The organism is Methylobacterium sp. WL8, from assembly GCF_008040045.1.
Taxonomy (GTDB): domain Bacteria; phylum Pseudomonadota; class Alphaproteobacteria; order Rhizobiales; family Beijerinckiaceae; genus Methylobacterium; species Methylobacterium cerastii.
Map to the genome: position 1 here is coordinate 1 of NZ_VRVF01000035.1, position 23,639 is coordinate 23,639.

At 65.7% G+C, this 23,639-nt stretch carries 23 protein-coding genes and 2 pseudogenes; 18 read left to right on the forward strand and 7 right to left on the reverse strand.

Features of this window, described 5'->3' with window-relative positions:
• Positions 1 to 40 precede the first annotated feature (40 nt).
• From FV234_RS13945 to FV234_RS13955, 3 genes are all read right to left on the reverse strand, one after another.
• On the reverse strand, positions 41 to 712 hold the full coding sequence (locus FV234_RS13945) for a hypothetical protein (RefSeq protein ID WP_147829834.1): 672 nt from the start codon (positions 710 to 712) through the stop codon (positions 41 to 43).
• On the reverse strand, positions 694 to 2,904 hold the full coding sequence (locus FV234_RS13950; protein WP_147829836.1) for an AAA family ATPase: 2,211 nt from the start codon (positions 2,902 to 2,904) through the stop codon (positions 694 to 696). The genes FV234_RS13945 and FV234_RS13950 overlap by 19 nt, the downstream gene beginning before the upstream one ends.
• Positions 2,905 to 3,050: 146 nt before the next feature.
• Entirely contained in the window at positions 3,051 to 4,559 is a 1,509-nt protein-coding gene (locus FV234_RS13955; RefSeq protein ID WP_147829838.1) for a VapE domain-containing protein, read from the reverse strand.
• A gap of 168 nt (positions 4,560 to 4,727) precedes the next feature.
• Here FV234_RS13955 and FV234_RS13960 point away from each other — a divergent pair, with 168 nt between their 5' ends.
• The 8 genes and pseudogenes from FV234_RS13960 to FV234_RS13995 all read left to right on the forward strand — a co-directional run bounded on the left by FV234_RS13960 (position 4,728) and on the right by FV234_RS13995 (position 11,792).
• Complete coding sequence (locus FV234_RS13960; protein ID WP_147829840.1) at positions 4,728 to 5,372, forward strand: hypothetical protein; 645 nt, start codon at positions 4,728 to 4,730, stop codon at positions 5,370 to 5,372.
• 442 nt (positions 5,373 to 5,814) lie between these two features.
• Entirely contained in the window at positions 5,815 to 7,143 is a 1,329-nt protein-coding gene (locus FV234_RS13965) for a hypothetical protein (protein ID WP_147829842.1), read from the forward strand.
• On the forward strand, positions 7,140 to 7,496 hold the full coding sequence (locus FV234_RS13970; RefSeq protein ID WP_147829844.1) for a DUF2958 domain-containing protein: 357 nt from the start codon (positions 7,140 to 7,142) through the stop codon (positions 7,494 to 7,496). Before FV234_RS13965 ends, FV234_RS13970 begins: the two co-directional genes overlap by 4 nt.
• 217 nt (positions 7,497 to 7,713) lie before the next feature.
• The gene (locus FV234_RS13975) at positions 7,714 to 8,955 is read left to right on the forward strand and encodes a DUF4238 domain-containing protein (RefSeq protein WP_147829846.1); all 1,242 of its coding nucleotides are present in this window, start codon (positions 7,714 to 7,716) and stop codon (positions 8,953 to 8,955) included.
• Between the two features lie 52 nt (positions 8,956 to 9,007).
• A pseudogene (locus FV234_RS13980) lies at positions 9,008 to 9,211 on the forward strand (transposase); the annotation flags it as partial.
• Positions 9,212 to 9,669: 458 nt separating this feature from the next.
• Positions 9,670 to 10,809, forward strand: a complete 1,140-nt coding sequence (locus FV234_RS13985) for an ADP-ribosylglycohydrolase family protein (protein ID WP_246686196.1) — start codon at positions 9,670 to 9,672, stop codon at positions 10,807 to 10,809.
• A 76-nt stretch (positions 10,810 to 10,885) separates the two neighbouring features.
• Positions 10,886 to 11,152 (forward strand): hypothetical protein, encoded by a 267-nt coding sequence (locus FV234_RS13990; RefSeq protein WP_147829848.1) that lies wholly within the window; start codon positions 10,886 to 10,888, stop codon positions 11,150 to 11,152.
• Positions 11,153 to 11,363: 211 nt separating this feature from the next.
• A complete protein-coding gene (locus FV234_RS13995; RefSeq protein WP_147829850.1) occupies positions 11,364 to 11,792 on the forward strand; it encodes a hypothetical protein in 429 nt (142 codons plus the stop codon).
• Positions 11,793 to 12,175: 383 nt separating this feature from the next.
• Here FV234_RS13995 and FV234_RS14000 read toward each other — a convergent pair whose 3' ends face one another.
• Complete coding sequence (locus tag FV234_RS14000; RefSeq protein WP_147829852.1) at positions 12,176 to 14,089, reverse strand: potassium transporter Kup; 1,914 nt, start codon at positions 14,087 to 14,089, stop codon at positions 12,176 to 12,178.
• Positions 14,090 to 14,264: 175 nt separating this feature from the next.
• On the opposite strand from FV234_RS14000, the pseudogene FV234_RS26670 reads away from it, so the two are divergent.
• The 4 genes and pseudogenes from FV234_RS26670 to FV234_RS14015 form a co-directional block, all read left to right on the forward strand.
• Positions 14,265 to 14,354 (forward strand): annotated as a pseudogene (locus FV234_RS26670) (ion transporter); the annotation flags it as partial.
• A gap of 82 nt (positions 14,355 to 14,436) precedes the next feature.
• On the forward strand, positions 14,437 to 14,709 hold the full coding sequence (locus FV234_RS26485; RefSeq protein WP_210250889.1) for a hypothetical protein: 273 nt from the start codon (positions 14,437 to 14,439) through the stop codon (positions 14,707 to 14,709).
• Positions 14,710 to 14,899: 190 nt separating this feature from the next.
• Positions 14,900 to 16,060: an AI-2E family transporter gene (locus tag FV234_RS14010; protein ID WP_147829855.1), complete on the forward strand. Its 1,161-nt coding sequence runs from the start codon at positions 14,900 to 14,902 to the stop codon at positions 16,058 to 16,060.
• 250 nt (positions 16,061 to 16,310) lie between these two features.
• Complete coding sequence (locus FV234_RS14015) at positions 16,311 to 16,991, forward strand: LysM domain-containing protein (RefSeq protein WP_187273682.1); 681 nt, start codon at positions 16,311 to 16,313, stop codon at positions 16,989 to 16,991.
• A 12-nt stretch (positions 16,992 to 17,003) separates the two neighbouring features.
• Here FV234_RS14015 and FV234_RS14020 read toward each other — a convergent pair whose 3' ends face one another.
• Positions 17,004 to 17,747 (reverse strand): glutaredoxin, encoded by a 744-nt coding sequence (locus FV234_RS14020; protein WP_147829859.1) that lies wholly within the window; start codon positions 17,745 to 17,747, stop codon positions 17,004 to 17,006.
• Between the two features lie 329 nt (positions 17,748 to 18,076).
• Here FV234_RS14020 and FV234_RS14025 point away from each other — a divergent pair, with 329 nt between their 5' ends.
• A complete protein-coding gene (locus FV234_RS14025) occupies positions 18,077 to 18,496 on the forward strand; it encodes a BA14K family protein (protein ID WP_147762995.1) in 420 nt (139 codons plus the stop codon).
• A gap of 26 nt (positions 18,497 to 18,522) precedes the next feature.
• Here the strand turns inward: FV234_RS14025 and FV234_RS14030 are convergent, their stop codons facing one another.
• Together FV234_RS14030 and FV234_RS26220 are read right to left on the reverse strand one after the other, a co-directional pair.
• Positions 18,523 to 18,702 carry a hypothetical protein gene (locus tag FV234_RS14030; protein ID WP_147829861.1) on the reverse strand — a complete coding sequence of 60 codons (180 nt, stop codon included), beginning with the start codon at positions 18,700 to 18,702 and terminating at the stop codon, positions 18,523 to 18,525.
• Between the two features lie 80 nt (positions 18,703 to 18,782).
• The gene (locus tag FV234_RS26220; protein WP_187273683.1) at positions 18,783 to 18,950 is read right to left on the reverse strand and encodes a hypothetical protein; all 168 of its coding nucleotides are present in this window, start codon (positions 18,948 to 18,950) and stop codon (positions 18,783 to 18,785) included.
• Between the two features lie 562 nt (positions 18,951 to 19,512).
• Between FV234_RS26220 and FV234_RS14035 the strand changes: the two genes are divergently transcribed.
• From FV234_RS14035 to FV234_RS14050, 5 genes are all read left to right on the forward strand, one after another.
• On the forward strand, positions 19,513 to 19,938 hold the full coding sequence (locus FV234_RS14035) for a hypothetical protein (RefSeq protein ID WP_147829863.1): 426 nt from the start codon (positions 19,513 to 19,515) through the stop codon (positions 19,936 to 19,938).
• A gap of 271 nt (positions 19,939 to 20,209) precedes the next feature.
• On the forward strand, positions 20,210 to 20,434 hold the full coding sequence (locus tag FV234_RS27055; RefSeq protein ID WP_348643063.1) for an Rmf/CrpP family protein: 225 nt from the start codon (positions 20,210 to 20,212) through the stop codon (positions 20,432 to 20,434).
• A 76-nt stretch (positions 20,435 to 20,510) separates the two neighbouring features.
• Complete coding sequence (locus FV234_RS26225; protein ID WP_187273686.1) at positions 20,511 to 20,663, forward strand: hypothetical protein; 153 nt, start codon at positions 20,511 to 20,513, stop codon at positions 20,661 to 20,663.
• Positions 20,664 to 20,844: 181 nt separating this feature from the next.
• Positions 20,845 to 22,926, forward strand: coding sequence for an ATP-binding protein (locus FV234_RS14045; protein ID WP_147829867.1), 2,082 nt, complete (start codon positions 20,845 to 20,847; stop codon positions 22,924 to 22,926).
• Positions 22,927 to 22,937: 11 nt separating this feature from the next.
• Positions 22,938 to 23,603 (forward strand): response regulator transcription factor, encoded by a 666-nt coding sequence (locus FV234_RS14050; protein WP_147763010.1) that lies wholly within the window; start codon positions 22,938 to 22,940, stop codon positions 23,601 to 23,603.
• Positions 23,604 to 23,639: the final 36 nt, after the last annotated feature.

Sequence of the window (23,639 nt, forward strand, 5' to 3'; positions counted from 1 at the left end):
AAGCAGCGGCTCAATCACCGCCCACTCCGCATCCGTCAGGTCAAACCGCGCCATCCTCGGTCCTCCATTCGGAAAACCAACGACCCACCGCCCAAACCGTGCCAACCGTTATGGGTTCACGACCTAGCCCGCGTGCCCGAACGTCATCGTTAGATCCCTCGTCGATGAGGTCGGCGAAGCTTTCCGTAAACCCTGTTTGGCCCAGGATGTCCGAAGGAGCACAGAGATCGCTCGTCTCAGCGAGGTAGAGCAAAGCCGTTGGCAGGCTTGCCCGCGTGATCAGAGGTTCAACGACGACGAGCGAGCCCGCTTCGATCGCGGGCCAGGTCGAGTGCCGCAAGACGGGGCTGTCGTGGGGAACGAGGTGGACGCTTGGGCCATGCGTACCTTCGGCCAGGACGCGCAGCGAGTTGGTAAACTCGCGAGACCCCAAGCATTTCACGGCCTCCCGCGACCAACGGAACACCGGCAGCACGTTCAGGAGTCCACCATCGGCAAAGCCCGGGCGGAGCGGCAGGTCACCCGAGGCTAGGATGCGTCCCTGCCGCTCCGCTGTGCAACGCAGCGCGACCATCATCGCTCGTAACAACCGGCCGGAGCGGTAGCGGTAGACCAGGGCACGATCGAGCGCAGCGGCGCCGTGCCGATGGGTCGCCAGCAAGTAGCCGACGTCCTGCACCGCGCCCACGCCCGTCACCACCACGTCGCCCACCGACGGGGACGCCGTTTCGGGTCATCGCTCCAGCGCCGCACGAGGTCGCTGGCTTCGTCCGAGTCCGGTCCGTGCCGGGCGCTCAACGTGCTCAGCTGCCGCTCACGCTCCCTCCGGGTCGCTCGACGATCCTCGAACTCGCGAAGCTCCCAGCCGCTCCGTAATTCGCCCCATACGCGATCGTCGAAGGCCGACAGGGGTTCCAGCCGATTGACGCATGCCCGCGCGATCGCCGTGTCCGACAGGGGGCCGGGCGCGTGGACAAGTGGGTGCCCGACGATCGGTCCGAGACCCTGCTGTCGCTGAATTCCCAGTAATGACACGAGAGATTTGCAGGCACCCACCCGAGGGTCCCAGTCCAGAATCTCCGGGTCGAGGCCGGCACATAGGCCGAGCGTGTTGTCCCAGTGGAACGCAAGCGCTGCGGCATCATCCGTGCCGGCGGTCTCCTGTACGACCGCGTCCTCGCCACTGCTCCCGTGCCGGGCGATCCAGGCCCGCCGCCAGTCCGGCGCGCGCGCAAGGCAGTCGCCCCCCGCCTGCCCTGGTCCTGGGCGCGGAAGATGGGCCACAAGTCGCCCGTAGACCTCCCGACCCTCTCGGACGAACAGGGTGAGCCGGGCAGATAGCGGGCCACCCCAGGCCCGAACCTGATCGGCCAGTGCTTCGCCGAAGGCGTCGATCAGCGCGATGCTATCGGCTTCAGACGTCGTGCCAAGCAGCCCCGGCCTGACCACGAAGGCGGTATTAAACAGGGCGCCGTACTCTTGCATCAGGAACGAGGCGCGGTTGACGATCGCGCGCGCGTCGGCGGCTGTGAGGTACTGTGGATCCTCCGACGCCACCCCCGCCGTGCAGTCGACCGGCGATGGTGGTGCTTCGCCAAAGCCGCGCGAGGGCAGGGTCACGGTCGGGCCATGCTGGTTGAGGGTGTGCACCGGAGCGATCGAGTCGCTTCGATCCTCCACGTTACGCCCGCACTCCGCGCGCAGGTCGTCGTTGACCAGTCGGTGGAACAGCGCAACACGCAGCGACAGGGCGATGTCCCCTGCGCGGTCGGGCTTAGCCAGCCGCTGCGCAGGCCATGACCAGAAGTCCATCATGCGGTGCCACGTTTCGGCAAGGTCGGCGGGCTTACGCAGGTTCAGGCGCTGGCAGAAGCGGACCAGGATCGGCGCGCGGTCGCCCTCGGGGATGGCGTCGATCAGCCCGTCGACCCGCAGGCGGCGATGCCGGATGTCGTTGGCGTAGAGCGAGAGCAGGAAGGCCTGGATCCACGCGATCTTATCGTTCACGCTCTCCTGCCAGCCCGCCATGAGCGCGGTCTGTGCGGCGAGGTCGCCCTCGGCCAGCGCCCCGAAGTAGGTGAGCAGCGGCTCCGTCTGGTCCGCATCGAAGGCGGCGCGCACCCGCGCCACGGTCAGCCGGGTACCGGGCTCGTGCACGCGGTCGAGGCCGAGCAGCAGATCGCGCGGCAGGCCTCTGCGCAGGCCCGCGAGCAGCGCCAGGGCCTCGGGTTCATAATCGAGCGGCGGCTCGGGCGGGCGCGCTTTGCGCGCCTGAACCTCCAAAAACCGGTAGGCGTCGTCAGGTGACAACGGGCGGACCAGAAGGTCGAATAGCCGCGAGCGCAAGGCTGGCCGGATCTTGTCGACCTCGGTCGTGGCGAAGAAGAACAGCACGCGGTTCTCCGACTGCTCGACGAGTTCGAGCAGGCCGTCGCAGGCATCAGGTCTAAGGGCGTGGGCCTCATCGTAGAACAGGATCTTGTAGCGATGCCGCGGCGTCGTGCGCACGAGTGGCTCAGTCCAGGCCGTCACCAGCGCACGCGAGCCGCCCTTTCGCCCAACGTTGTAGGAGTGCAGCCCCGCGATCGCTTGGCCGTCCTTCTGGCGGCAGGGACCGCACCGGCCGCAGGGATTGCCGTCGGGTCCGGGCCGGTCGCATCCGCGGCAGGTATCGCAGGTGAGGCAAGGAGAGCCGTCAGCCTGCGGCGCTTCGCAGTTCAGGGCCCTCGCGTATATCCAGGCCAACGAGGTCTTACCGGAGCCAACCGAGCCGTGCAGGAGGATGTCCCGACCGATCTGGCCGCGCTGGATCAGGCTGGACAGGCAGTCAACGACGCTCGCCTGCCCGTAGACCTCGCCGAACGCGCGCGGCCGGTAGAGGTCGGCGAAGCTGGCGCGCTTCATGGCGGACTTTCTCTCGACCTCAATGCGCCGCTCGGGCGCCCGGCCATGACGACGATGACGACGATGACGACGATGAAGGCCGTGTCGACGACAGCGACCGTGATTATCCTGTAGCCGGTGGCGCCGCCACAGACCACACGCGCGTCTCACGGATCGCCCGCAGGCTGGCCTTCGCAGGAGGATCGCCGGAGCTTCAGAGGATAGAACGTGCCATCCTTGTTGCGGACGCTCGGTCCCAGGGGCACCGCCGGATCGAGGACGAGGTCGGCCATCCGGTCCTTGAAGCGGTTGTTGTTCAGCGTCTCGCCCCCTTCCGCGTTGTAGCGCTGGCGAAGTGCGTCGGCCTTCAGTCCCCAGCGCTCGCACAGGTCGGCGAAAGGCTCCGACAGGAAGTCCTGCGTGCAGAGCCAGTCTCGCAGCGGATCGCAGGGCGCTTGAGCGGACTGGACGGCGGCCAGTGCGTCTAGAAAGGGAATGATTGGTGCCGGCCCGAAGGTGTCGACCGAGCGCCACAGGAGATCGTAGTCCGTTTCATTGATGACCTGCCAAATCGCAGAGTCGCCTCCCTTCTGCGCCGCACCGTTGCGGAACGGCAGACCAAAGAAGCGCCGGTGCCCGGTGGGATCGGCGATGAGCGCGCTGACCGACTCGTTGGCTGTGCCGATCAGTGTGCTAAGCTGCGGCCGCCGGTCGCTGTTGGATGTGCCGAGCGTGCGGCCGCGTACCGCTTTGCTCGTCATTAAGCGCTTGAGGGTTGGTACGGCGGTGCGGCCGATCGGATCTATGTCGTCGATGAACACGACAGGGAAGCGGTAGAGGTCGCTGCTGCGTGTGTCGGCGAAGTCAGATAGAGCCACGGGGTCGCTGGCCAGTTCATGCAACGGACCGAGAAATAGTCCGACCAGAGTTGATTTGCCGGTTCCTTGAACCGGGCTGATGACGATCGGCATCATGTGGTGGTGCACGGGTCGGTTGAGCAGCTTTTGCTTCACCTGCCAAATAAAGTGCTGCAGCACTGCGACGCCGAGGGCGACGTCGATCGCGAGCGTTGTCGCGACGAGACGCGTCCAGACAACAGCGGCACGCGCCACGACGGCGGGATCAGGCGTGTTTTCGACGAACGGCCGCATGATGCGGTTCCGGCGATCCTGCTGATCATCCCAAATGATTTTGGCGATCGCCCGGTGGATGTCATCAGAGCCAAGCTTGATGCCTGCCCGGCGGACGTCGAGCATCACCAGAGTGTGCAGCTGCTTGATGCTCATGACTGGCGTGCTGGCCAGCCATGAGTCGACGTCGGCAGGGCCGTAGGCCATCCGCGGTCCAGTGCCGACGCGGATCGTGCCGTCGAACAGAACCTCAATCTGCTCGTGCGCCATGAACTGGCGCACGATGGAGATCGGATCGAAACCTTCGTCGTCGAATTCGTCTTCCGTTTCTTCCGTGCGGTCCTTCTCGGTTCGTTCACCGGGGCGGAGCTGGTGGCCAAGCAGCGTGTCGCGCGCCTGCCCTACGCGGATGAAGTCGGCTGCGCGATGCGCCCCGTTGTGGTCGGGATGCGTGGCTTTCGCCTCGCGACGGTGAGCGGCTTTGATCTCATCAACAGTGGCGCTCGGCGCAAGCCCGAGTACGACGTAGGCTTCCCCTCGTGTCATAGTCACCTCGGTCCTTCGAGGCCTGTGGGGCGGGGACGCCGTGTCCACCGCGGCCCGTCAGGCGATGGACCAGGGCTAGAGTGTTGGGGTCGGTCGCTGCGGAAACGGCGGAATTGTCCGGGCTGGTCGCCGTGCCGTCACAGACGAAATTGGAGAGAGGAAAAGGCCGTGGGGCAGGCGTATGTCGGGTTCTACTGGACCCTTCCGGTGCCGCGCCGGGGTTTCCGGGTGTTGCCCAATGATGTCGAGGCCGCCGCTCGTAGAAGCCGCACGATCCGATATCAGCTTGAAGTAATCCGCCGATTCGTCCGCAATGAGAAAGGGCAACTCGTCGGAGAGGCGGTATTCATGGAGATGGAGGCGGACCGGGGGACGGAGCAGATTGAGGAGGAGCTTAATCGCGTCGTGCACCTCTGTGCCGTCCACGATGCGACGTTGATCTACGTCGACTTCTCGCACGTCCACCATTGGCGTCCGCACGCGTTCATGCGGACCTACCTTGCGAATCACGATGTGCCGCGGCTAGACCTGCGTCCCGACCCCGTTTTCATTGACGGTCAGACGTTCGATCCGGTCAAGCACTTCCGCCACTGGCAGCGACGCCATGACAAGGAAGCGCCTGCTCTACGTGACCGCGCCCGTACCGAATTAAAGGCCGCGGTGCGCAGCTTGCCCGAGGGACCTGGGCGGTGGCAGGTCGCCGCGGATGACCTCAACAGGCGAGGCATCACCACCGGAACTGGTCGACGGTGGACGTCAGAGGGCGTGCGCAAGACTTATACCCGGCAACAGCCTGTCCCCGCCGAGGACTGACGCCAAACTCGTAATCGAGCTGGAAACGCGGGGAGGACTGACAAAGATCGGACGTTCGGCGAATGTGCGATCAGCTGTTCGATCCCGATATGATATCAACCCCTACCCCACGGGGGAGGAACACCGAGGACTTTCGAAGCTAATACACCTTCGCACGAAATGTCCAATGCATGAACAGATCGAACGACAATGTGTCCCGCCAATAATCATTCTCTAACCATAAAACCTAGCCCACCTCATCGAATAAGATTTCGCGATGAGGAACTGCCGCTATCAAAAATGCTGTCTAAATTCTATATAATTTCTATAGGGCTATCAAAGTTCGAATTCGCTAAAACCGCTCTCCCCGAATCCCTCAATGTTTCGCGCATATGATGGTCTTGTAAGTTCGCGATCCGGTCTTCGTCTCGCAAGAACTGCTACCGTTAGCTGAATCTGGAGCTTGCCGCTCATCCTGCGGCTTTATCCGGATCAGCCAATGCCTCTCGCTCACGCGCCCTTCATCCCCGACGCTGTCCGCCGGCAGCACGCCGCCTTCATCACCGGCGATACGCGGTTTGCCGCGGCTGCCCGGCTCCTCGCCTCGCTCTGGCGTGCCGACCAAAACCTGCCGGCCGGCATTCAGGTCGAACGGGGATCAGGCGATAAAGCGGGCAAGACCCGCAAGCTGCGCGCCGGGTGGCGACTTCGTCGTGAGGACGCCCTCGCTGGCGGCACTTTCCTCACACCGGAGATCGCCGCCTTTGTCCGCCGCGCGCTCATCCTACGCGAGCCCGGCGCCATGTGGGACGAAGTCAAGATCCTCGGCCATCTGCTCTCCAGTCAGGGGCTGGCGCTCAACCTCTTCGGCCCCATGGCGCTCAACCTCGACCTCGCCAGTCGCGTCTGGTCACAGCTGCTGCCGGACTTCGTCCACCAGGTCACCGGTCTCAAATTTGAAACCTCGCCCGGACGCGGGGACGAACGCCATCTACAGGACGGTACGGCCTTCGACCTCCAGCTCGAGGTCATCACACCCGACGGTGAGCCGGCCTTTGCTGCGATCGAACTCAAATTCATCGAGCAGATGGTCGGGCCCTCGGCTTCTGTCCGGACCCGGTACGGCGACGTCGCTCGCGCCACCGCCCTCTACAAATTCCCCGACGATCCGCTGCTCTACCGCCCCGGGATCGAGCAACTCCGGCGTGAACACACCCTCGCGCAGCTCATGGTCGATCAGGGCCATGCCAGTCGGGGGCTCTTCATCCTCATGGGCCCCAGCCTGAACCGCCGCGTCGCTGCCTCAGCGAAGGTCTACGCCAACACCCTCGTCGTTCCGCTCGGCGTCACCCCGGACCGGGTCGGTTTCGTTCACCTCCCGCTCGAAACCATTCTCGATGCCCTGGTTCACGCAGGTGCTGCCGATCACGCTAGGGCGGTCCACGCTCGCTACCTCGACTTCGACCGAGTGGCCGCCGTAGCGCTGAACAACGTTCCGCTGGCACCGAAACCGTCCGGACCGCCTTCATCGCCGCTGGCGCTGCCCTCACCGCGACCCTCGGCAACATCCAGCGCCGCCTCCGTGAACGACGGAGACACTCCGGCCGCCAATCCGGTCCATGCCGAAGAACCAACACCAACAGCATCGCCAACGCAGACTCAGGCCTGCCGTTCGTCCCTGCGGCGCAGCAGGCAGCGAACCCTGTCGCCTTCAGCGGCTCCCGCCGCACAGTGCTGTCCCCGTTCCACTAGGAAAGGTATCTTGAACGCCTCGTCGGGAGGCAACTCATGAGGCTTCCGCATCCGTGGTTCACCAAGGCGCAACGCCATCAGCTGCTGCTGAACGGCCAACGCTCCGCCGCCGGCAAGGACATCGACCCGTCGCCGGTGGTCAAACTGTTCATCCCGGACGGTGCTGCTACGTGGCTGCTGACTGAGCTGGATCCTGCCGAGCCTACCCGCGCTTTCGGCCTATGCGACCTCGGGCTTGGATCGCCCGAGCTTGGCTACATCGACCTCAACGAACTTGCTCGGCTGCGGGGCTACATCGGGCTGCCGGTTTCACGAGACATCTACTTCCAGCCGAATAGGAAGCTATCCGGCTACGCTGCCGATGCCATCGCCGCCGGGAGGATAACGGTATGAAGCGCTCTGCCCACCGCTCTATCCTACATCACCCTAGAATGACCCAGCTCTCCAGCTGCCTAAAAGCTTATTGATGTCAGTAGATTAACCCATGATCATTCCGTTAGCCCGCTGAGCGATTCCGGTTTTGACCCAAGCCGGGCGGCACTATATGTGCCCAAATCACAGCCACGTATGATGCGGGCTTCCGCCCAATTGCCGCCCGATCATTTTTACAATGAGCAACGAATTCAGCTTTAACCACTACGTCCCTGCTTGGTATCAGAAGCGCTTTCTCCTGCCTGGAAAAGGCAAGCAGGCGTACCTCGATCTCAAGCCAGAGGTGGTTGTTCGTGATGGTCACCGATTCACGCGCAATGCTCTCCTACACTGGGGTCCGGATAGCTGTTTCGCAGAGGATGATCTTTACACGACCCAGTGGGGTAATGCGAAAAACAAAGACATCGAAAAGTTCTTTTTTGGAAAAATTGACTCGGAGGGCCGTGAAGCTGTTGATTATTTTGATAATTTTACTCATCCTGCGGCGGACCCAGACAGCTTTCACAGCTTACTAACTTATCTTAGCGTTCAGAAAATGCGTACGCCCAAGGGGCTTGCATGGATGAAAGCCGTATTTCGGGACGAGCCGAAGAACATTTCTCTTATGCGCCTGCAGCGCATCCGTAACGTTTTTTGTGCGATTTGGACGGAAGCAAAATGGCAGATCGCGGAGGCTGCCGGGCCAACCAAATTCATCATCTCGGACCATCCCGTTACGGTCTACAATCGGGCTTGCCCCCCTCTTTCCCAAGAGTGCGTGGGTTTCAGTGATCCTGACATTCGTCTTGTCGGATCGCACACCTATTTTCCGCTTTCTCCTAACAGACTTCTTATTTTCACCAATCTAAGGTGGGTACGAAACCCATTTCAGTCGGAAAAGAGGATGCGGACGAATCCAGATCTATTTCGGCGCGCCATTTTCAATTTCGGCGATATTCAAACCGGTCGTAAATTATGCGAGCAAGAGGTCTTGCAAATCAACCTCATCACAAAGAGGCGTGCTTATCGATATATCGCTGCTGGCAAACGCGAATGGCTCTACCCAGAGAAACACGTTGAGGTGGATCATTGGCGGAAAATGGGCGACGGCTATTTGTTGATGCCTGATCCTCGCGATGTATACATGGGCGGCGAGATAATGATTGGGTACGACAACGGCAGGCATGATGCCTTCAACGCGTACGGGCAGAAGCCTTGGCAGCAGGGATATGAGGATAAGGAACGGGACCGCGTTGAGGCCGCTGCGCTCCGTCGCTTTAAGGCCGAATTTGCCATGATGCATGGCCCGAAGTGGCGCGGTAGCTCGCATCAATTCATGCGGCGAGGCCCCATGGAGGACAGCGAGGATATGACCGCCGCCTATCGGCGCGACATTCAAAAATACCGCGCCCACGGGCGTTTCAAGCGGGGGCGGGCATAGCGGGTTCAGCCCGCACATAAACTTGCCTGCGGACGCCTGGCCGATAGCGGTACTGATGCTCACCGTGCGAGACGCCTTCCCGAGCACCTATCACCTCGCCAGGACCGAGTCGGCCACGATACGCCTCCGGCTGCTCAAGCTCGAAGCCCGCATCCGCGAGACCGCTGCCCGCGTTCGCCTCGCCTTCGCCGCCGCTTGTCCCAACGCTGACCGACTTCATCACTTTGCGACCGCGCTGGCCCCGGCACCTGGCTGAACCGCGGGGCTCAGACGCCCCGACGAACTCAATCCCATTCCTCCAACGCCGACAAACAATCCAGATCCAGCTGCGTCAAAACAGACGCGCGATCCCGCTCGCCGTCAGTCGAAAATACGCCGCAAGTCACCGCCCAGTGATTGAGAGGAGCTATCCTCTTCGCGCACGTCGCACTGTTGGATCAGCTAACTGGCGCCTACATTGAATTATCACCCTGGATGGCAGGCCATGAGAACCATCCAAACTACAGCCCGACCTACCCCCACCCCCTACCTCCCTAGGTACGTACCTTTACACCTGCGCCCCCAGCCGTACCCGCAGCCGCCGTACCAAGCCGATTGATCCCCGGTGGTACCGCCCTTCCAAGCTGGTGTTCTCTGGAATGACTGGCTGAGCACCCGGCAGTCCCGGCGCAGTCCCCGGCGCTCCAAATTTCACTATCAGTAGCAGTTCCTTAGTTGGACACCATTCCGCTACCTCTGCACCCCATTCCGTTTCTGAGGCCAAACCCGCCCGTCAAAAAACGCGGCGTCTGTGTGAACCTTCAGCTCCCATCCGGCCTCATCCATCCGCTGACCCCGTGGAGCTTCATTGTGACCCAGACCCTTCATGCGGACCCGGCCGTACTCGACCGCGCCCGTGGCGCCCTACTCGGTCTCGCGGTCGGTGACGCGCTCGGCACCACCCTCGAGTTCAGCCGCCGGGATACCCTCCCCCACCAAACCGAGGTGACCGGCGGCGGCCCCTTCCAGCTCTCGCCCGGTCAATGGACCGACGACACCTCGATGAGCCTGGCGCTCGCTGATAGCCTCCTTCAGGCCCCCGGCTTTGATCCAGCCGATCTCATGGCCCGCTTCGTCGCCTGGTACCGCGAGGGCGCCTACTCCTGCACCGGCGCCTGCTTCGACATCGGAATCACCACTCGGGAGTCGCTGGCTAAGTTCCTCCGGACGGCCGACCCCTACGTCGGCTCCACCGATCCCGACACCGCTGGCAATGGCTCCCTGATGCGGCTCGCCCCCGTCGCCTTGGTCACACTTCATGACCCGGGCGAAGCTGAACGGATCGCTGAGGCACAAAGCCGAACGACCCACGGCGCTCCTCAGGCGGTCGAGGCCTGTGCCTACTTCGTCCAGCTCCTCCGCGAAGCGGTCCTCGGCCAACCCGACGTGCTCCGTCCGCGCCCCTGGGTCGGCACCAACACCGACGGCCTACGTCCCCGGCACTTCATCAGCGGCATGGATGACGATCTCACCCCGCTATCTCGCACTGGCGAGGCAGCCATCCATGAAATCGCTCAGGGCTCTTGGCGCGGCAAGTCACGCGCTCAGATCCGCTCCTCCGGCTACGTCATCCACACGCTCGAAGCGGCCCTTTGGGCTGTCGGTACTACCACTACCTTCGAGGAAGCCGTAAATCTCGCCGTCAACCTCGGTGATGACGCCGACACGGTCGGCGCCGTCACGGGCCAGCTCGCCGGCGCCCTCTACGGCGCGTCCGCCATCCCCGAACGCTGGCTTCATCCCCTCGCCTGGCGTGAGCGCATCACCCAACTCGCCGACGCGCTCTTCACAGCAGAGGCCTCAGCTCCCTCCTAACCCCGCCAGCCGCCACGCCCCTGGCGGCTGCGCAAAGGCCGGCCGGACCACCTTTCTCCCGCTGTAGGACGCCTTCATGCTTGGCAACGTCGTCGATCACCGGAGCGACCGCACCTGCCCGGAAATCGACGCGGTGTTCGAGCCGTCTGGGCACGACAACGCTCAGCGGCCGGACGGCACGTTCTATTTCGATATGGCGGATGTCGAAAAGGCACCAAACGGGTTCCACGTCAGCGAGCTTTACGACACCACAATTCGTGAAGCGGTACTCCGCGCTGAACGGGAGTGGACCTTCGGCGTGACCATTTACCTCTATGACAAGGGCCGGCGACCGCTCGGTTGAGCCTACGTTCACGCTGGACCACTCTCGGGCTTGAAAGCAATTCATCTGAGAAACGATGCCGCCATTAGCCACTTCGCCGGCGCCCTATACGGTGCTTCCGCCATTCCCGAGCGCTGGCTTCATCCCCTCGCCTGGCGCAACGCCAACTCCGTGCAGGCGGATCAGCTCGTCACCCTCAATCCTCCGTCCTCCGGCGGAAGCTAAAACAGCCATGGCCGCGATGCCCACCACCTTGATCCCCGACAACGACCCGTCGCTGCCGAGCGTCGGCATCTTCTGGGGTGTACCCGACGGCGCCCCCTCGAACCGCGTGCTGGTCATTGACGCGACCCCGCTAAATCACGCCGAGCCCTACGGCGCCGCCCTGACCCATGCGCGTGGGCACTACGACGTTTGGGAAGCTTGGCAAGCGTTAGGTCCCGCCGGGCTTAAACGGCGCGGATTGCCCGCCGCGATCGCCTGGAGCGAGTACGAAACTCATCCACGTGGGCGCATCGTCTACGACACAGCCATCCGCGTCTTCACGATCTACGCCGACCGTCGCCTCCAAGTCCCTGACTTCATCCAACGCATCGTCACTGCCTTCAACCTAACCGAAGCGCAATTCGTCGTACGCAGCGATAGCCACTACCGGAGCTAAATTTGGTCATCCCCAACGGCCGCCGACTTGGCCGGTCTCGTTTCACTGATCCGTCTGATTTCGGTTCACGACCATTTGCAGCCTTCCGGAAGTCCGCTCCCCAGCAGCTTGATAGACGCTGTCCTACGGCCGGGTTGGGTGGAGAGCAGTCTGGCCGCTTTCGGCGGCGTGCTGTGCTAAGACAGACATAGGTGGCCCTGCCGACCGTGGAAGCACCGCGGTGCTACCGCGCGAACGGACTACGAGCCGAAGCCTGCCGGTCATCCAGGATGGCCAAGAGATGCGTAGGGCGAAGGAAACAGCCTGATCTGACGCGTGGCGAGCACGACCGCCGCTGGCAATGGATCGAAAACATTCTCGACCGCACTCGGATCTCCCCGGGATCAGATGTCGATCCGGGCGCCGATCTCGACGGCCCGGTCCACCGGGATGCGGAAGTAGCGGGACGCGTCCGTGGCCGCACGAGCCATTGAGATGTAGAGCCGGTCCTGCCACACCGGCATGCCCGTCTCCGGCGAGGCCACCAGCACCCGCCGCGTCAGGAAGTACGACAGGTCGCCCTTGTCCAGGCCCGCGGCCGCAAGGGCACGCGGAAGGTCGGGCAGTTCGGTGAAGCCGAAGCGCACCGTCACGCAGGAGAAGGCGTCGGAAAGCTTCTTCACGGCGACGCGCTCGGCGTCGGCCACGCGCGGCAGGTCCTCGGTGACCACGTGCAGGATATAATTGTTCGCGTGCAGCACCCGGTTGTGCCTGACGTTGTGCATCAGGGCCCCGGGCGTGTCGCCGGGCGTGCCCGTCAGGAACATGGCCGTTCCCGGCACCCGCTGGATCGAGCCGGTCTCGGCCATTTGCGTAAATTCGGACAGCGGCACGCGCCGACGGTGGATCTCCTCGGCGATCAGAGCCGAACCACGTCGCCAGGTCCACATCGCTGTGACGAGGGCGGCACCGATGGTCAGCGGCACCCAGCCTCCATGGAGGATCTTGAGAGCGTTGGCCGAGAGGAACACCACCTCAATGAGCAGGAACGGCGCGATGACCGCGGCCGCGACCGCAGGCGACCAGCGCCAGACCTTCCAGGCGACGACGAACAGCAGGCAGGCGGTGATGACCATGTCGCCGGTGACCGCGATGCCGTAGGCCGCCGCCAAGCCGCTCGATGACTTGAACAGCACCACGACGAATACGACCGCGACGAGCAGCCACCAGTTCACCCGCGGGATGTAGATCTGCCCCTTCTCGGTCTCGGAGGTACGCAGGACGCGCATACGCGGCAGCAGGCCGAGTTGCATCGCCTGCTGTGTAATCGAGAAAGTGCCGGTGATCACCGCCTGGCTGGCGATGACGGTCGCCACAGTGGCGAGCAGCACCATCGGCAGCAGGGCCCAGGACGGGTAGAGCAGGAAGAACGGGTTCTCGGCCCGCTCGGGGTGGGCGAGCAGCATGGCGCCCTGGCCGAGATAGTTCAGGGCAAGCGCCGGCAGCACCAGCCCGAACCAAGCCGCGCGGATCGGCGTGCGACCGAAGTGTCCCATGTCGGCGTAGAGCGCCTCCGCGCCGGTCACGGCGAGGAACACGGCACCGAGCGCCAGCAGGCCGGCCGTGCCATGGCTCAGGATGAACGAGACGCCGTGGGCGGGGTTGAGCGCGCCCAGGATGCTCGGGTCGTCGATAAGGTGGCCCAGGCCCCCGAGCGCCATGACGATGAACCAGAACGCCGTGAGGGGGCCGAAGAAGGTCGCCACCCGCGCCGTCCCGTGGCTCTGGACCGCGAACAGGCCGATCAGGATGGCGAGGCTGATGGGCAGGACGTACGGTTCCGTGGCCGGGGTCACCAGCTTCAGGCCCTCCACCGCCGAGAGCACCGACATGGCCGGCGTGATGATGGCGTCGCCGAAGAACAGCGATACGCCGACCATGCCCAACACGATGACGAACCCGCCGGAATGGCCCAAGGCACGTTGGGCCAGTGCCACCAGGGACGGCGTGCCGCCCTCGCCGTCGTTGTCGGCCCGCATCACCAGCAGCACGTACTTGAGCGTAACGACGAGGATGAGCGCCCAGAGGATCAACGAGACGACGCCGAAGACCATCTCGCTGGTCGGTGCGTGCCCCCCTCCGGCGGCTGCGTGCAAGGACTCCTTCAGGGCGTAGAGCGGGCTGGTGCCGATATCCCCGTAGACCACGCCGACCGAGCCGAGTGTCAGCGCCCAGAAGCCCGTCTTCGGGCCATGCCCCTCATCGGAGGGCAGCGGAGTCTCGGACGTCGCGAACTCGGTCCTGGCGATTGCGGGCATCCACGGGCTCCACGTCCGCGAACGTGGGAGGCTCGCAAGGCAAGCCTCAACGGTCGAGGGGCCGGGAACGTTCGCCTAAGCCGAAGACGAACATCCCGGTCTCGGCGGACCGACGACGGGGCGGGGAAACGTTCGAGCCCGCGGAACGTCGGGCGTCGGTGACCTTACCCACGACGACGTCACGCTCCACGGTACGGGGCGCCTTACCTCACCGGTGGTGATGACCTGCGGGGTGACCCTCTTCCTGCGGCTCGCCCAGGTCCTCTGCAAAACCTGCGGTACACCCCTGTACATCCCGGCGAGGGCACGTACCGAGGTCGTCTGGAACGGCGTAGTTCGGCCGCCGGTTGACGGGCATGAAGTTCCTTTCGACGCTCTTGATCGCGACCGCCCTCTGCGCCGGCATGCTGGCCGTCGCGGCCCATCGGGTTGGCGACGTGCCCGAACCGGAGCAGTGGGCCGTCTCGACGGGGGCTGAGGCGATGATCGGGACCGCCGGATCGGCCGATGCCGGGAGCTCGCACGACCCGAACCCGGATCGGGCTACGCCTGGCCGGATGTCCGGTGAGGCATCCAACTCCGTGCGTGGGGCCGCCTACCGGGACGGCGGGCAAGGCTGATCCCAAGCGTTCCCCGAGCCGTCAAAATCCTCGGGCGCGGGGAATCGAACGAGCGCCATCGGGGCCAAGCTGACCCGAACCGTCGCCCCCGAAAGGTCGCACGCGGAGTTCCGGGACATCGCCCGGCGCGGGCTCGGATCATTCCATCACGCCCCCTGTTGCCGCCGCGCAGGATTTTCAGGAGAAGGATTTGGCGTTCACGCGGGAACAGGGCGCGGTCCGGCCGTCGCTTGCCGATGACCGGATCGACGAGCGCGGGGACCGTGAGGCCCGTCGGGCCGTTGCCACGAACGAGGCCATCCCGCGCGGCGTCCGCTCCGCGGGCATCCTGGTCCTGAGCCTCCTCGGGATCGTCTACACCCTCTACGTCGGTCAGGAGCTCATCCTGCCCATCGTCCTCGCGCTCGTCCTGAAGCTCCTGCTCGCGCCGGCCATGCGGGTCCTGCACAAGCGCTTCCGGCTGCCGAAGGCCCTTGCCGCGGCACTGCTGATCCTGGTGGTGTTCGGGGCCATTGGGGGCGTCGGCTTCACGGCCTCGATACCCGCGTCGGGCTGGATACGGCGCGCCCCCGAGAGCCTGCCGCTCCTGAAGGAGAAGGTCGAAGCGCTACGCCGGCCCCTGGATGTCCTCCAGCAAGGCCTGCAGGCGCTGGAGAGCATCGCCGCGGCCAACGGGCAGGAGGGCGCGGGCGACGTCGTCACCGCAAGGCCCGCCTCCACGCTGGCGGGCAACCTGATGAGCGGCACCGCCACCCTCCTGACCCGCTTCTTCACGACGATGATCCTGCTCTTCTTCCTCCTCGCCTCGGGCGACCGCCTGTTGCGCGGGTTCGTCGAGGTGCTGCCGACCCTCTCCGGCAAGCGTCAGGCCGTAGAGATCGTCCAGGAAATCGAGACCAACATCACGGGTTACCTTGTCACCATCACCATCATGAACGTCGGTGTCGGCGTGGCGACGGGGTTCGCCATGTGGGCCTGCGGACTGGACACGCCGCTGCTCTGGGGCGCAACGGCCTTCCTGCTCAACTTCATCCCGATCCTCGGGCCCCTGGCCGGGATCGTGATCTTCTTCGTTGTGGGTGTGCTCAGTCTGGACTGGCCTTTGTTCGCGCTCCTGCCCGCCGGTCTCTACCTGCTGATCCATATCGCCGAAGGCGAGATGATCACTCCTCTGCTCCTGGCCAAGCGCTTCACGCTCAACCCCTTCCTCGTGATCCTCTCGGTCTTCTTCTGGCACATGCTCTGGGGCATCCCCGGGGCCTTGCTCGCGGTGCCTCTGCTGGCGATGATGAAGATCGTATCTGACCGCGTAGAGCCCCTTAAACCCCTGGGCCACATGATCGGGTCCTGATTGAAGGACGCCCCATCGGTGCCGCTCAATCCCGGACGCATCGGTGGGATCGCGCCGACACGGGATCGTCCATCCAGGAGGTTGGGATCGGCGTCATGGACGCTCCAATTTCCCCTGGACGCGCATGGGGATTCCTAGTGCATCCTGCGCTCGGCCACCCTCGGGATTGACGGAACGGCCAGTCGTTAGACACGTTGCGGGTGGCATCTGAAGCGGTCGGGAGTTCAGGATGCGACGTCGGACTTCTCGCTTGACCGCTCTGTCCCTCATCATCGGGACGGGCATGCTGGCTGCCGGTCATGGCGACGCGCAGGAGGCGACCTGCGGGGACGGTCCCGTGAAGATCCTGCCCGACGATACCTTAAGCCGGATCGCGAGCCGCTGCGACGTGTCGGAAGGCGCCCTCCTGGCCGCTAATCCGTCCATCGACGGGTCGGGCGACCTGCAGGTCGGCGCCACCCTGCGCCTGCGGACGGCGGCCGGCCAGGGTCTCGCGGATCGCCTCAACCACATCGGGCGCGAGGCCAACGACGCCGTAGGCCGCATCGCCGGTCAGGTCGGCGCCTCCGCCCAGGACCTGCTCGACCGTAACCCCGACCTCAAGGGACGGTTGGAGCGGCTCGGTCGGCGGATCGGCTTGGGCGATGGTGCGGAAGCCCCGAGCCTGACCCTCTCGCCGGACCATGGCCCATCAGGCTCGACCGTGACCCTGACGGCCACGGGCGTGCCGAAGGACGAGCCGCTCCTGGTCGGGGTCGGGACGCCCAACACGGCCTTCCAGGTCCTGCAATCCGCCCGTACGTCGGGCAAAGGCACGCTGGACGTCGAGGTGAAGGTTCCCGAGCGCCAGGGCGACACCCGCCTCGTGTTCGTCCTGCGAGACGGGGACGCGGTGAAGCTGACCAGCAAGCCGTTCCGGATCGCGCCCTGACCGCAGGGGCCGTCAGGACCGGACCAGCATCCAGACGGCCATGCCGACCATCATCAGGTTCTCGGTGAGCGAGACGAAGCCGAGCGGCACGCTGGCCGAGCCGCCGACGCAGGCGCACTTGATCTCGCGCCGGTCGACGTAGACCGCCTTGAACACCGAGACCGCGCCGACCGTGCCGATGAACAGCGCGACCGGGATCGACAGCCAAAAGAGAGCGCCCGCTGCCATCAGGATGCCCGCAAGCGCCTCGCAGAACGGGTAGGCGTAGGCGTATCGCACCCAGCGCCGGGCGAGCAGGTCGTAGCCCAGGAACATCGACGAGAAGCTCTCCACGTCCTGCAGCTTGAGGATGGCGAGCACGCACATGCTGAAGGCTATGAACCACTCGCCTGCACGCACCGTCAGTGGCGTCCCGAAGGCCGCCTGGCTCGCCGCCAGCGCCATCAAGGCCGTCATCGCGAAGACCGCCGCCACGGGCGTGTAGCTGGTGGCCTTCGGGTCGGGGACGGACTTACCGAGATGTCGGCGCAGGTCGTCGTAGCCGCCGACGCGCTCGCCCGCGATGAAGGTCTGCGGCGTCGTCTTCACGCCGTGCTCGGCCTTGAAGCGGTCGGTCTCCTCACGCGTCGTCAGCCAATGGTCATCGACCTGGAAACCCTCGCGTTCGAGCAGGTCCTTGGTCTTCAGTCCGTAGGGGCAGACGTGCTTCTCCATCACCATGCGATGGACGGTGGCCCTGCGGGTGGTGTCGAGCATCGAGGAATCCTTTCGGAATGCGCCTGGAGGGTGGGTCGCCCGAACCCTGACAACGCGACGGCGGCAATCGGCTTCCCGAGCTGCATTGCGCGGAACTTCTGGACAACAAGATGGGGCTTCCCACGGTTGGAAGGTCAAGGGGCGCATCGTTGGGGACACGGCCGTATCGACGGCGCGCCCGGCCACCGTGGGACCGGATATCCGGAACGTCCGGGGCGAGCGGGTGTTTGTGAACCTTCGGCCGCTGCGGACATCGGTCTCCCTCGCCGGTCCAACCGCGCGCATCCGCGCTGGCTCGCATGCGGCGCCCATTCAGGAACCTGGTCACGATGAAGCTCTCGTTCACCCTTGCCGCAGCAGTCGCGGCGTCCCTGCTCGGACAACCCGCCTTCGCCGCCCCCGCGACGACGCCTGTCGAGGCGCTGACGGCCGGCACCCTGCCGACCGGCTACGCGCAGTTCCGGCGCTTCGGGCACCGGCATCATGGCTTCCGACGCGGTTACGGCTACCGTCGTGGTTATGGACGCGGCTACGGCTACCGTCGCGGACCAGGCGTCGGCGCTGCCGTTGGTGCTGGCGTAGCGGGCCTGGCCGCAGGCGCCATCATCGGCGGCGCCATCGCCAACTCACAGGCCCAGGCGGCACAGGGCTCTGAGGCCGTTGCCGCATGCGCTCGCCGGTTCCGGTCCTATGATGCGTCGAGCGGCACCTATCTCGGCAACGACGGAGACCGGCACACCTGCCCGTAGGCACAGGGTCACCGCCAAAGGTCTGGTCAGCCCGGGACCGTGCTCACGCCGTCGATGACGTCGGCGGCCATGATTAGGCAGAAGCCCGCGAGCAGCGCGACCGCGACCACCCCCAACACGATGTCGGACGTGCGCAGCGTCCGACCGGACTGACTGGTGAATGCCAGTTGCTTCCAGGTTCGCTTGTGGATCGAGGCAGGTGGCAAGGCAGGCTCCGGGTGATGGAGGGGGCTTTGGTTGGATCTGTATCCGGCCATCCTTGACCCAAGGAGATCGGCGTCCCCGGTCAGGTCGCCAACGCGACGAGAAGGCAGAGCATCACGAAGCAACCGAGGATGGCGAGGCCGACCGCATGGAAGGCACCCGCCGAGGCGTCGGCGTTGTCGTTGGCCGGATCGGGAAGCTCACTCGGCCAGCGTCGCCACTTGCGGCATGCGGAGGGCCCTTTGGACAAGGAACTTGGAGTATTCGAACCCAGCTCATGTTGGCGCGTCATTGAACGGATATCGGTTGCGGGGTCGGTCCGGGGCTAGCTCGGTTCCGGAGATCCCTCCGCCGTACCGGGGCCAATCCTCAATGGAGCGTACTGTCAGGCCCGCATTGCCGTGGACGGGACCTCCCGGTGGCGGGACGATGCCGCGCCGTCTCCGTAGCGTGCGGACCAGGCGCGCCGTTCGATACATCGCTTCCCTCATCGCACGCCCTGTCGTTTGGCCGAGGAGGCATCGGCTCGCGCCATCGCGTGATGACGGCCCTGGCGCCCTGCCCAAATTCGGGACCTCGTATGCCTCCGCGTCGAACGCAAGCCACGCTTGGAGGTGGCTCAGGCGGGCGTCAGGTTTATCCCGACGGGGCTACGGGCTTCTCTGACTAAAAGGTAGCGCTCGGCGACCCAGATGACGTTCCGAGCCGGTGAGGTGGCACCAGATCCGTCCAGGCGCACTCGCCCTGGCCGGATGTCGGTCAAACCTTTCCTCATGTCGCGTGGCCATCAATGGTCATCTGGGAGCAGCCCCATGAAACGCATTACCCTCGCCCTCGCGGCGGTATCGAGCCTCGTCATGTTCGCCCCGTCGAGCGAGGCGCGGCCCTTCGGCCGGGGACACGGGTTCCACGGTCATCACGGCGGCTTCGGTGGCTTCCGGGGACATCACGGCCACCGCGGCTTCGGCTTCCGCTCTCATCGCTACGGGTTCGGTGGCTACCGTGGCTTCGGCCATCCCCGTCATGGGTTCGGACGTCACTACGGACGGTACGGCTACCGTCGCGGCTACAACGGGATCGGCATCGCTGCCGGACTCGGTCTCGGGCTGGCCGCCGCGGCCATCAGGCCGGCTTACTACGGCGGCTACGGTCGTCCCTTCGGATTCGGCTATGCCCCGGTACGCTACGGCTATGCCCCGGCCGGATACGGATACGGTCGACCGTACTGCGGCTACTGAGTCGCGTATGCGAGAGGTTCTGACGAATCGAGGGCCCGTCAGTGGACGCGGCCCTCTGCTCATGGCTCGTCTTTCTCCCTTCCGGGGGAGCGGTGCCGCCCCTTCGCCACGGTCAAGCGCATTCCGCCGCCCGGCCTGTCGGGATTGCCCCGACACGCGTCGGTGAGACCGGTAGGAGCAACTGGAAAAGCTTGTCGGTCGACGCGATCCGGGCGCAACTCGACGGCGTCGAATACGCTTCGGAACAGCGAAAGGGCAGGCGCCGATGATCATGGAAGTCATTCGACAGGGTTCCAGGGCCCGAACCACCGGCCGACCGAGGGATGCCTGTCCCTATCCCGCGGATTCGCGCGAGCGGCGGGCGTGGTTCGAGGGTTTCGACGGATCGGCGTGGGACCCCGGCACGAGGGTTCCGCATCCGGCCGTGGCTATCCGAAGCGTCGCCATGGCACGGGACGCCGCTGGGGCCCCGAGCCATGCGTCGGCTTTCGCCTGAGTACCTAGGCACCGAACCAGGGGGGAAAAGTGCGCCATCGCTCCGGGGCCGAAGCCTCGGACGGTTGGAACGGGTGGTGACGGCCTTGGTCGAGGCAGGGCTCGCCGAGGGGGACGCCGTCCCGCCGAACCTTGTCGGACGCCTTCGGGACCTGGAGCGATTCGTGATCGAGGCCGGGGGCGACCGTCAGAGCCTGCAGGTCACCGCATCCGGGCGTCGCCTGCTGTAGATCCGTTCCATGTCGAACCCTCCACCTTCGTCCACTATTACCCCTCCGACCGACAGGTCTTCTTGAGACCCGCGTCCGCGAAAGCCCGCATCTCGGCGACGGGGACGGAAAGCGCTAACGACATGGAGAGCCTTCCGTCCGGGAGCGTTAAATACGACGGACCGGTCGAAGTGCCTGCCGCATGACCACCCGGGAAGAAGCCGCCGAACGCACCCGCCAGCCTCGACGGAGCCGCGGGAACGGTCGCACATTCGTCGCGCTCGCCCTTGCGGCGGCCATCCCCGTGCTGCTTCTCAGCGGCTGGGTCGCCACCCTCATGGCGCAGCAGCAGCGCGACCTGACCCGCGGCGCGGCCGTGGCCAGCGCGACCCGCGTCGCCGAACGGGTCGCCTCCGACATCGCGGCACAGATCGCCGTCCTCGAAGCCGAGGCCGCATCCGCCACCCTCGACAAGCCGGACCTCGCGGCCTTCTACGCCGAGGCCGTGCGGCTAAAGCGGGCGCGCCCCCTATGGGAGACCGTCGAGCTCGCGAGGCCCGATGGCGTCCAGATCGTCAACCTGCTTCGCACTCTCGACGACGAGCTCGGACCGACCGCGGACCGACGCAGCTTCGACGCCGTCGTCAGGACGCGCCGGCCCGTGGTCGGCGGCATCGGCCCGGTCGGACCGATCTCCGGCAAGCGCCTAGTCGCCCTCCGGGTACCGGTCATTCGGGACGGCGAGCTCCACTATGTCCTCTCCGTCGGTCTCGCCAACGACGCGGTCAGCTCGATCCTGAGGGACGCGGGCGCTCCGGAAGGCTGGGTCGGTACCATCGTCGACGCCGACGGAAACACCATCGCCCGCACCCAAGCCGAGGCCGAGGAACTGGGGCAGCCGGCCGACGCCGCCCTCCGAGCGGCGATCCGGCACGCCCCGAACGGGTTCTACACGGGTTCCACCCTGGAGGGCTCGAACGTCGAAGTCGTCTATCGCACGCTGAAGGAAACCGGCGGCTGGTCGGTGCACTTCGGGATGCCGGCTGCGACGTTGAACGCTCCCGTCCTTCGCTCGTACCTCGTCCTGGGCGGCGGCAGCGTGTTGAGCATCGGCCTCGCCCTGGCGCTTGTCGGGCTGGTGGGGCGCGACATGGCGCAACGACGTGCCGGCGAAAGGGCCCGGTTCGCCTTGGCGCTGAGGTCGAGCGAGGAGCAGGGCGCCGTCGCCACCGAGGCCGCGGAGCTCGGCACGCTGCGATGGGACACGGTCCGATACAAGGTGACCGGGTCGCCGCGCGCCGCCCATCTCCTGGGTTGGGGCACCGTCGTCCCAACGGACGGCGAGATGGAGACCGATGCCGGCACGGTGATCGGGAAGGTGCACCCGGACGACCGAGCCCGGCTCATCGACGACCTGCGCTGGAGCCTCGCGGACGGCGGGGCGCTCGACGTGGAGTTCCGCGTCGATGGCTCGGCCCCAGAGCCGCGCTGGGTCCGCCTGACCGGCCGTGCGCCCCGCCTGCAGGACCCAGCCTCGGCCGGTCTGGTCTACGGCGTGGTGTCCGACATCGAGCCGCGCAAGCGGGCCGAGGCGGAACGCCTCGAACTCCTGCGCCGGCTCGGCGAGGCGCAGGAGAACGAGCAGCGCCGGATCGCGCGCGAACTCCACGATCAGGTCGGACAGACCGTGACGGGTCTCTCGCTCGGCCTGAAAGGGCTGGAGCGGCTTCTCGAAGCCGACGATACCTCGACGGAAGCGGGCCGCCAGATACGCTGGTTGCAAACCCTCGCCGGCGAGATTGGGCGCGACATCCACCGCGCCGCCGTCGACCTCCGCCCGACAGCCCTCGACGACCTGGGCCTCCACGAGGCCTTGGCCACCCTGCTGCGCGAATGGGGTCAGCGTCACGGCGTCCGCGCGGACCTGGAGTTCCTCGGCGAGCCCGTGCGCCTGCCCGCCGCCGCCGAGAGCGCGGTCTACCGGATCGTCCAGGAGGCGCTCACCAACGTCCTGAAGCACGCCCGGGCCGATACCGTGAGCGTTTCGGTCGAGCACCGCCCGGAAGAGGTGCGCGTCATCATCGAGGACGACGGCGTCGGCTTCGATCCGGAGGCGGTTCCCCCGCCCCCTGCGGACGGGTCGCCGCCCAAGCCGCGCCTCGGTCTGTCCGGCATCCGCGAGCGCCTGTCCCTCCTCGATGGCGCCCTCACGTTGGAAGCCTCCCCGAGCGTCGGCACGACGTTGTTCATCCGCATTCCCGTTCCGCAGGCCGCCTGCGCATGAAGGACCTGACCATGGGCCGCATCCGCGTCGTGCTCGCCGACGACCATCCCATCGTCCTTGCCGGCATCCGGTCGCTCCTCAACGCCGACCCCGGAGTGGACGTGGTCGGCGAGGCCACGAACGGCGGCGAGGCGCTGCCGCTGATCCGCTCCGTCGGGCCCGACGTCGCCGTCCTCGACGTCTCGATGCCCGGCCTCAACGGGCTCGATCTGACAGAGCGCGTGACCGTCGAGTGCCCAGGCACCAAGGTCCTGGTACTCACGGTCCACGAGGACGCCGCCTACGTCCAGCCGCTGCTGAAGGCCGGCGCCAGGGGCTACCTCCTGAAACGCTCGGCGGCCGAGGACCTCCTACGGGCGGTCCATGCCGTCGCGACGGGCGGCGTCTACCTCGACCCATCCGTCGCCGGACACGCCCTTGGGGACGGTTCCGCGACGGCGGCAGGCTCCAAGCCGGCCGAGACCGGCGAGGCGCTCAGCCCACGGGAGACGGAGACGCTGCGGCTCATCGCCCAGGGCCTCAGCAACAAGGAGATCGCGCGGCGCATCGACGTCAGCGTGAAGTCGGTTGAGACCTACAAGGCCCGGGCCGCCGAGAAGCTCGGATTGAGGTCGCGCGCCGAGATCATCCGCTACGCTGCCTCCCACGGATGGCTGGACGCGCTCACCCTTCGATAGTGCGGCCTGCATCCGCGGCGTCGCTGGGTCGGTACG